Genomic DNA, 10,236 nt, shown 5'->3' with positions numbered 1-10,236 from the left:
CTCACATTTCCACTGACCTCAGGAGGTGACGTTTTCGTGGCTAGCGCGAACGAAGAGAAGCTTCTCGACAATCTGAAGTGGATGACCACTGAGCTGCGCCGGGCCCGTCGCCGCCTGACCGAGGTGGAGGCGGACGCGCAGGAACCCCTCGCGATCGTCGCGATGAGCTGCCGCTTCCCCGGCGGCATCGGCTCCCCCGAGGACCTGTGGCGGCTCGTCGACGAGGGCGGCGACGCCATTTCCGGATTCCCCGGCGACCGCGGCTGGGACATCGAAGGGCTCGCCGACCCGGACCCCGACCGCAAGGGCACCTTCTACAACAGCGGCGGCGGATTCCTCGACGGCGTCGCCGACTTCGACCCCGGATTCTTCGGCATTTCGCCGCGCGAGGCCCTTGCCATGGACCCGCAGCAACGGCTCCTGCTGGAAACCTCCTGGGAAGCCTTCGAACGCGCCGGAATCGACCCGACGTCCGTCCACGGCAGCCGCACCGGCGTGTACGTGGGCGCCGCGGCCATGGGCTACGGCTCCGACACGTCGGAAGAGCTTGAGGGGCTGATGCTCACCGGCGGCGCCACCAGCGTGCTCTCCGGCCGCATCGCCTACACCTTCGGGCTCGAAGGCCCGGCCGCCACCATCGACACGGCCTGCTCGTCGTCCCTCGTCGCCCTGCACTGGGCGGCCCAGGCGCTGCGTCAGCGCGAATGCTCGCTCGCCCTGGTCGGCGGCGTCACCGTGATGCCCAACCCCGATGTGTTCGTGGAGTTCAGCCGCCAGCGCGGCCTCGCCCCCGACGGCCGCTGCAAGTCCTTCGCGGCGTCGGCCGACGGCACCGGCTGGTCCGAAGGCGTCGGCGTCCTGCTGGTCGAGCGGCTGTCGGACGCCCGCAAGAACGGCCACCAGGTGCTGGCCGTCGTCCGCGGCTCGGCGGTCAACCAGGACGGTGCGTCCAACGGTCTGACGGCGCCGAACGGCCCGTCACAGCGGCGCGTCATCCGCCAGGCCCTGGAGAACGCCCGGCTGTCCGCCGCCGAGATCGACGTCGTCGAAGCCCACGGCACCGGTACGACCCTGGGCGACCCGATCGAGGCGCAAGCGCTGCTCGCCACCTACGGCCAGGGACGGCCCGAGGGCCAGCCCATGTGGCTGGGCTCGCTCAAGTCCAACCTGGGCCACACCCAGGCGGCGGCCGGTGTCGCGGGCGTCATCAAGATGGTCATGGCGATACGCCACGGCGTCATGCCCCGGACCCTCCACATCGACCAGCCCTCCCCGACCGTCGACTGGTCGGCGGGCGCGGTGGAGCTGCTGACCGAGGCCCGCCCCTGGGACGACACCGGACGGCCGCGCCGGGCCGGTGTTTCGGCGTTCGGCGTGAGCGGCACCAACGCCCACACCATCCTGGAGCAGGCCCCGGAGCCGGAAGAGCCGCAGCCCGCGGGCGACGACGCTCCGGGCGCTGTCACCCATGCGGTACTGCCCTGGATCCTCTCCGCCAAGACCGCGACGGCGCTTCGCGACAACGCCCGCCGTCTCGCCGCCCACCTGGACCGCGCCCCCGCCCTCGGCACCGCCGACATCGGCCACTCCCTGGCCACCGGCAGGGCCGCCCTGGACCACCGCGCGGCCATCGTGGGCACCGACCGCGACGCGCTCCGGCACGCCCTGGACGCCCTGGCGCGGGGCGAGTCCGCACCGGGGCTCGTCGAGGGCCCTGTGGCTGCCGGTCAGGTGGCGTTCCTGTTCACGGGGCAGGGCAGCCAGCGGCTGGGGATGGGCCGTGAGCTGTACGACGCCTATCCGGTGTTCGCGGAGGCGCTGGATGCGGTGTGTGCGGAGCTGAACCGGCATCTTGAGCGGCCGCTGCGGGATGTGCTGTTCGGGGACGACGCTGCGGTGCTGGACCAGACGGGGTTCACTCAGCCCGCGTTGTTCGCGGTTGAGGTGGCGCTGTTCCGGCTGGTCGAAGCGTGGGGCGTGAAGCCGGACTTCCTGTCCGGTCATTCGATCGGTGAGCTGGCTGCCGCGCATGTGGCGGGTGTGCTGTCGCTTGCGGATGCGGCGAAGTTGGTGGCGGCGCGTGGGCGGTTGATGCAGGAGCTTCCGGCCGGTGGCGCGATGATCGCGGTGCAGGCGTCGGAGGACGAGGTGCTGCCGCTGCTGACGGAGCGGGTGAGCATTGCCGCTCTCAACGGACCCACGTCCGTGGTCATCGCGGGTGACGAGGAAGCGGCGCTGGAGATCGCGGCGGGCTTTGAGGCGCAGGGTCGTAAGACCAAGCGCCTTGCCGTCAGCCATGCGTTCCACTCGCCGCGTATGGACGGGATGCTGGACGCGTTCCGGCAGGTGGTGCAGGGGCTGACGTACGAGGCTCCGCGCATCCCCATCGTTTCCAACCTCACCGGTGATGTCGTCTCCGCCCAGGACATCGCCACCCCGGAGTTCTGGGTGCGGCATGTCCGTGAGGCCGTGCGGTTCCTCGACGGTGTGCGGGCTTTGGAGGCCAAGGGGGTCTCCACGTTCATCGAGCTGGGCCCGGATGGTGTGCTCACCGCCATGGCGCAGGAGTGCGTGACCGGCGACGACGCCGCGTTCGTCTCGGCGCTGCGCAAGGACCGGCCGGAGACCGAGTCGCTGACGAGCGCCGTCGCCCGGGCGCATGTGCGTGGCGTGGCGGTGGACTGGGCTGCCTTCTACGCCGGTACGGGCGCCGTTCGCGTGGACCTGCCGACGTATGCGTTTCAGCATGAGCGGTTCTGGTTGGAGCCGGGCGCTGGGACCGTGGGTGATGTGGCGTCGGTGGGGTTGGAGCCGGCGGGGCATCCGCTCTTGGGTGCGGCGGTGTCGTTGGCGGAGTCGGATGGGTTGCTGTTCACGGGTCGGTTGGGTGTGGATGCGCATCCGTGGCTGGCTGATCATGTGGTGCGGGGCTCGGTCGTGGTGCCGGGTACGGCGTTCGTGGAGCTTGCGGTTCGGGCTGGTGACCAGGCCGGTTGCGACCATCTCGATGAGCTGACCCTGCATGCCCCGCTGGTGCTGCCCGAGCGTGGCGGTGTCCGCCTCCAGGTCACCGTCGGCGCCCCCGAGGGCGACGGGCGGCGTTCCGTCGCCGTACTCTCCCGCGCCGAGGACGCCCCGGCCGAGGAGCCGTGGACGCGCCACGCCAGTGGTGCGCTCGTCGCGGGCGCGCCCCGGCCGTCGTTCGCGCTGACCCAGTGGCCGCCGCAGGACGCCGTGGCGGCTCGTACCGAGGAGCTGTACGAGGCGCTGGCGGACGGCGGGCTGCGCTACGGCCCGGTGTTCCAGGGGCTGACGGCGGCCTGGCGGCGCGGTGACGAGCTGTTCGCCGAGGTCCGGCTGCCGGAGGCCGTCGCGTCCGACGCGCAGGCGTACGGGCTGCACCCGGCGCTGCTGGACTCCGCGCTGCACGCGCTCGGGCTGGACGGCCTGGGTGACGGCGACGGTGATGGCGACGGCGAGAGCCAGGGGCGGCTGCCGTTCGCGTGGAGCGGGGTGTCGCTGTACGCGAGCGGCGCGTCGGAGCTGCGCGTGCGGCTGGTGTTGCAGGGCGCGGACGGTGTCCGGCTGGAGATCGCGGACACGTCCGGCGCGCCGGTCGCCGCCGTGGACTCGCTGGTCCTGCGCGCCGTGTCGGACGAGCAGGTGCGGGCCGCGCGGGCGGCGTACCACGAGTCGCTGTTCCGCGTGGAGTGGACCGAGCTGGCGACGGGAGCGGGCGCCGACGCGCCGCGCGGCGCCCTGTGGGCGGTGCTCGGCACGGACCGTGTCGCGAGCCACCCCGCCGGTGTCGAGGTCGTGGCGTACGCGGATCTCGCGGCGCTGACCGAGGCGGTCGCCGGTGGTGCGGCCGTACCGGACTACGTGTTCGCGACGCCGTCCACCGAGGGCGACTACGGGGCGCCGGACAGCGTGCGTCAGGCCACGGTCGAGGCGCTGGGCCTGGCCCAGGCGTGGCTGGCCGAGGAGCGGTTCGCCGCTTCGCGGCTGGTGTTCCTGACCTTGGGGGACGGAGATCCGGCGCAGGCCGCGGCCTGGGGTCTGCTGCGTACCGCGCAGGCCGAGAACCCGGACCGCTTCATCCTCGTGGACACCGACGGTCACAGCTCGTCGCTCGCGGCGCTTCCGGCGGCGCTGGCGGCGGGCGAGGAGCAGCTTGCGGTGCGTGCGGGCGTGGCCCGCGTCCCGAGGCTGGCCCGGGTACCGGCCACGGAAACCCATGACACAGGCTTCGGCACGGACGGTACGGTGCTGGTCACCGGCGCGTCCGGCACGCTGGGCGGCCTGGTGGCCCGCCATCTGGCCGCCGAGCACGGCGTACGGCGGCTGCTGCTGGTGAGCCGCCGCGGGGACCAGGCGCCGGGTAGCGCCGAACTCACCGCAGAGCTGGCCGAGTTGGGCGCCGAAGCGCGCTGGGCCGCATGCGATGTGGCCGACCGGGACGCGCTCGCCGCGACCCTCGCCACCGTCCCCGCCGAGCATCCGCTGACGGCCGTCGTGCACACGGCGGGCGTCCTGGACGACGGTGTGATCGGCTCGCTGACGCCCGAGCGCGTCGCACACGTCCTGCGCCCCAAGGTGGACGCGGCCTGGAACCTGCACGAGCTGACCGCGGATCTGGACCTGACGGCGTTCGTGCTGTTCTCGTCCGCCTCGGGCGTGTTCGGCACCCCCGGACAGGGCAACTACGCGGCGGCCAACGCCTTCCTCGACGCCCTGGCCACCCGCCGCCGCGCCGAGGGCCTTCCGGCCGTCGCGCTCGCCTGGGGGCCCTGGGCGGGCGCCGGTATGGCCGGTGGCCTGGACGAGGCCGACATCGCCCGGATGCGGCGCGCCGGACTGCCGCCGCTGACCCCGGCGGAGGGCCTGGCGCTGCTGGACGCGGCCCTCGCCACCGGCGAGGCCACGCCCGCGCCGATGCGCGTGGACGCCGTGGCGCTGCGCGCCCAGGCCGCGGCGGGCACGCTCGCGCCGGTGCTGCGCGGACTGGTCCGGGTGCCGGTGCGGCGCGCGGTGGACACCGCCGCGGGCGGCGCTGCCGGGCTGGCGGAGCGGCTGGCCGGGCTGAGCGCGGCCGAGCAGGACCGGGCGCTGCTGGACCTGGTCCGTACGCAGGTGGCCGCCGTCCTCGGCTACGCGGGCCCGCAGGCCGTCGATGAGGGCCGGGCGTTCAAGGACCTGGGCTTCGACTCGCTCACCGCCGTCGAACTGCGCAACCTCCTCCGCGAGGCGACCGGGCTGCGGCTGCCGCCGACCCTCGTCTTCGACTACCCGACCTCGGCCGCCCTGGTGGGCCACCTGCGCGACGAGATCATCGGGGACCGGGCCGAGGCGATCGTGCCCGACCAGGTGACCACCGCGGCCGACCAGGACGACCCGATCGCGATCGTCGCGATGAGCTGCCGCTTCCCCGGTGGCGTACGGTCGCCCGAGGAGCTGTGGCAGCTGCTGCTCGCCGGGGACGACGCCATCACCCCGTTCCCCGCCGACCGCGGCTGGGACCTCGCCACCCTCTACAGCGACGACCCGGACCTCGAAGGCACCAGCTACACCCGCGAGGGCGGCTTCCTGCACGACGTCGCCGACTTCGACGCCCCGTTCTTCGGGATCTCGCCGCGTGAGGCCCTCGCGATGGACCCGCAGCAGCGGCTGCTGCTGGAGACGTCCTGGGAGGCGTTCGAGCGGGCCGGGATCGACCCCGCGTCGCTGCGCGGCAGCCGGACCGGCGTGTACGTCGGCTCCAACGACCAGGACTATCTGACCCTGTGGCTCAACGAGCCGCAGGGCCTCGAAGGCCACCTCGGCACCGGTAACTCCTCCAGCGTGGCGTCCGGTCGCCTCTCCTACGCCTTCGGGCTCGAAGGGCCCGCCCTCACCGTCGACACCGCCTGCTCGTCCTCGGTGGTGGCCCTGCACCTGGCCGCGCAGGCGCTGCGCAACCGCGAATGCTCGCTCGCGCTGGCCGGAGCCGTCACGGTCATGTCGACCCCCGGCGCCTTCCTGGAGTTCAGCCGTCAGCGCGGACTGGCCGCAGACGGCCGGATCAAGGCGTTCTCCGGTGACGCGGACGGCACCAACTGGGCCGAGGGCGTGGGCCTGTTCCTGGTGGAACGGCTCTCCGACGCCCGCAGGAACGGCCACCCGGTGCTCGCCCTCCTGCGCTCCACCGCCATCAACCAGGACGGTGCGAGCAACGGTCTGACGGCGCCCAACGGCCCCTCCCAACAGCGCGTCATCCGGCAGGCCCTGGCCACCGCCGGGCTGTCGGCCTCCGACATCGACGCGGTGGAGGCCCACGGCACCGGTACCTTCCTGGGCGACCCCATCGAGGCGCAGGCGCTGCTCGCCACCTACGGCCGGAACCGGCCCGAGGGGCGGCCCCTGTGGCTCGGCTCGGTGAAGTCCAACATCGGCCACACCCAGGCCGTGGCGGGCGCCGCCGGAATCATGAAGATGGTCCTGGCCATGCAGCACGGCGCGCTGCCGCAGACGCTGCACGTCGCCGAGCCGACGCCGCACGTCGACTGGTCGGCGGGCGACATCGAGCTGCTGACCGAGGCCCGGCCCTGGCCGGAGACCGACGGCCGACCGCGCCGCGCGGGCGTGTCCTCCTTCGGCTTCAGCGGCACCAACTCGCACGCGATCATCGAGCAGGCCCCGGCTGACGACACCGTCTCCGCGGCCGCTCCGGAACGGTCCCTGCCCGTCCTCGCCTGGCCCGTCTCGGGCCGCGACGGCGACGCGCTGCGGGCCCAGGCCACGCGCCTGCACGCCTACGCGGACGGCCACCCCGAGCTGCGCCCGCTCGACCTGGCGTACTCCCTCGCCACCTCCCGCTCCGCCCTCGAACACCGGGCCGTGCTGCTCGGCCGGGATGCGGAACACCTCGGCGAGGGGCTGACGGCCCTGGCCGAGGGGCGCGGTGGCCCCGGGCTCGTCGAGGGCTCGGTGACCGGTGGCCGGATGGCGTTCCTGTTCACGGGGCAGGGCAGCCAGCGGCTGGGGATGGGCCGTGGGCTGTACGAGGCGTACCCGGTGTTCGCGGAGGCGCTGAATGCGGTGTGCGCGGAGCTGGACCAGCACCTGGAACGGCCGCTGCGGGATGTCCTGTTCGGTGAGGACGCCGCCGCGCTGGACCGGACCGGCTTCACCCAGCCCGCGCTGTTCGCCATCGAGGTGGCGCTGTTCCGGTTGGTCGAGGCGTGGGGTCTGCGTGCGGACTTCCTGTCGGGCCACTCGATCGGTGAGCTGGCTGCCGCGCATGTGGCGGGGGTGTTCTCGCTCGCGGATGCCTGCCGGTTGGTGGCCGCTCGTGGGCGGTTGATGCAGGAGCTGCCTGCGGGTGGCGCGATGGTCGCGGTGCAGGCGTCGGAGGACGAGGTGGCGCCGCTCCTGACCGAGCGCGTCAGCATCGCCGCTGTGAATGGCCCGACCTCCGTGGTCATCGCGGGTGACGAGGACGCGGCACTGGAGATCGCGGCGGGCTTCGAGGCGCAGGGTCGTAAGACCAAGCGCCTCACCGTCAGCCACGCCTTCCACTCGCCCCGCATGGACGGCATGGTGGACGCGTTCCGCGAGGTGGCCGAGGGACTGACGTACGAGGCTCCGCGTATTCCGATCGTGTCCAACCTGACGGGCGAACTGGTCTCCGCCGAGGAGATCACCAGCCCCGAGTTCTGGGTGCGCCACGTCCGTGAGGCGGTCCGCTTCCTCGACGGTGTCCGTACCCTCGAAGCACAGGGCGTGACGACGTACGTCGAGCTGGGCCCGGACGGTGTCCTCACCGCCATGGCGCAGGACTGCGTCACCGCCGCCGACGACGCCGCCTTCGTGTCCGCCCTCCGCAAGGACCGTCCCGAGGCCGAGGCCGTCACCACGGCGCTCGCCCAGGCGTACGTCCGGGGCGCCGGGGTGGACTGGGCGGCGTTCTTCGCCGGGACCGGTGCGTCCCGCGTCGAGCTGCCCACGTACGCCTTCCAGCGCCGCCGCTACTGGCCCGACACCACCCCGCAAGGGGCCGTCGAAACCACCGTGGACGCGGTGGACGCGCGGTTCTGGGACGCCGTGGAGCGCGAGGACTGGCAGTCGCTGGCCACCGAGCTGCGCGTCGAGGGCGACCAGCCGCTCAGCGCGGTGCTGCCCGCGCTGTCGTCGTGGCGCCGCACCCGGCGCGAGGAGTCCGCGGCCGACGGCCGCCTCTACAACGTGACGTGGAAGCCCCGCCCGCAGGCCCCGTCCGGTGCCCCGTCCGGCACCTGGCTGACCGTCGTCCCCGCGAGCCTCGCCGGGGACCCCCGGGTCGCCGCGGTGGCCGACGACCTGGCGCGGCGCGGAGTGCGCGTCGTACGCGTCGAACTGGACGTGGCGGACACCGATCCGCACGCCCTCGCCGTCCATCTCGCGTCGGCCGACGGCCCGGTGGCCGGTGTCCTGTCGCTGCTGGCGCTGGACGAGCGGCCGCACCCGGAGCATCCGGCGGTGCCGGTCGGCCTCGCGCTGACCGGTGCGCTGGCCGAGGCGCTGGCGCTGCGGGGCGACGACGCTCCGGCGCGCCTGTGGTGCGTCACCCGGGGCGCGGTCTCGACCGGCGCCGGCGACGCGCTGGACAGCGTCACCCAGGCCCAGGTCTGGGGTTACGGCCGGGTCGTGGCGCTGGAGCAGCCCGAGCGCTGGGGCGGTCTGGTCGACCTGCCGGACACGCTGGACGAACGGGCGCTGGACCGGCTCGCGGGCGTGCTCGCCGGGGCCGACGACGAGGACCAGGTGGCCATCCGGTCCGCCGGGGTCTTCGTACGCCGCCTCGTGTCCGCGCCGCGCGACCCGGCCACCGCGACCGCCGAGCCCTGGACGCCGCGCGGCACCGTGCTGGTGACGGGTGGCACGGGCGCGCTGGGGCGGCACGTCGCGCACTGGCTGGCCGACCACGGCGCCGAGCGGCTGGTGCTGCTCAGCCGCCGGGGCCCGGACGCGCCGGGCGCGGCCGAGATCGTGGCCGAACTGTCCGGTACCGACACCGCCGTGACCGTCGAGGCATGCGACGTGGCCGACCGCGAGGCGCTCGCGGCGCTCGTGGAGAAGCTCGCGGCCAACGGCACCCCCGTGCGGGCCGTGGTGCACTCGGCGGGCATCTCACAGGAGCCCGGTACGGGCACCGAACTCCCCGAGTTCGCCCGGATCGTGGCGGCCAAGACCACCGGAGCGCTCCACCTCGACGCCCTCTTCGGGGAGGGCGCCGAACCGCTCGACGCGTTCGTGCTCTTCTCCTCCATCGCCGGGGTGTGGGGCAGCGGCGGCCAGGGTGCGTACGCGGCGGGCAACGCCTTCCTCGACGCGCTCGCCGAACAGCGCCGCGCCCGTGGCCTCACCGCCACGTCCGTGGCCTGGGGCCCGTGGGCCGAGGGCGGCATGGCCACCGAGGGCGACGCCGAGGAGCAGCTGCGCCGCCGCGGCCTGCCGCCGATGGCGCCGGACCTGAACATGGCCGCCTTCCAGCGGGTGCTGTCCCGCCGGGAGACCGCCGTGACCGTGGCCGATGTCGACTGGGAGCGTTTCGCCCCGGCCTTCACCGCCGCCCGCCCCCGCCCGCTGATCGACGACCTGCCGGGCGTCCGCACCCTGCTGCGGGGCGGCGCCGAGGGCGAGTCGGCGGACCGGGGGACGGACGCGGACGGCGCGTCCGCGCTGCGGGAGCGGCTGGCGGCGCTGCCCGCGGGCGACCGCGAGGACGCGGTGCTGGAGGTGGTCCGTACCCATGTGGCCCACGCCCTCGGCCACGCCTCGGCCGACGAGGTCGAGGCCGGACGCGCCTTCAACGAGCTGGGCTTCGACTCGCTCACCGCGGTCGAACTGCGCACCCGGCTGGGCACGGCCACCGGCCTCCGGCTGCCGACGAGCCTCGTCTTCGACTACCCGAACCCGGCCGCGCTCGCCGCGCATCTGCTCGGCGAGCTGGCACCTGCCGCTCCCGGCCACGTTCCGGCCGATGTGGACCTCGATCCGCAGGACGCCGAACTGCGCCGCACCCTGGCCACCATCCCGATGAGCCGGATCCGGGAGGCCGGTCTGCTGGACACGCTGCTCCAGCTCGCCGATCCGCAAGCAGCGACCCCTGGCACGAGCCGCGCCGAAGATGACGCCGAGTCCATCGACGACATGGACGTCCAGCACCTCATCGACATGGCGCTCGACCTCGACGGCCTCGACGGCACCGAATCCTGA

1 protein-coding gene is annotated in these 10,236 nt (G+C 73.9%); it reads left to right on the top strand.

The genetic code is table 11. From position 1 onward, the window contains the following. Window positions 1-36: 36 nt before the first annotated feature. The gene (locus HYQ63_RS15635) at window positions 37-10,236 is read left to right on the top strand and encodes a type I polyketide synthase (protein WP_179934367.1); all 10,200 of its coding nucleotides are present in this window, start codon (window positions 37-39) and stop codon (window positions 10,234-10,236) included.

It is taken from the genome of Streptomyces sp. Rer75, from assembly GCF_013414305.1.
Lineage (GTDB): Bacteria > Actinomycetota > Actinomycetes > Streptomycetales > Streptomycetaceae > Streptomyces > Streptomyces himastatinicus.
This window is presented reverse-complemented; position numbering and strand designations above follow the sequence as displayed.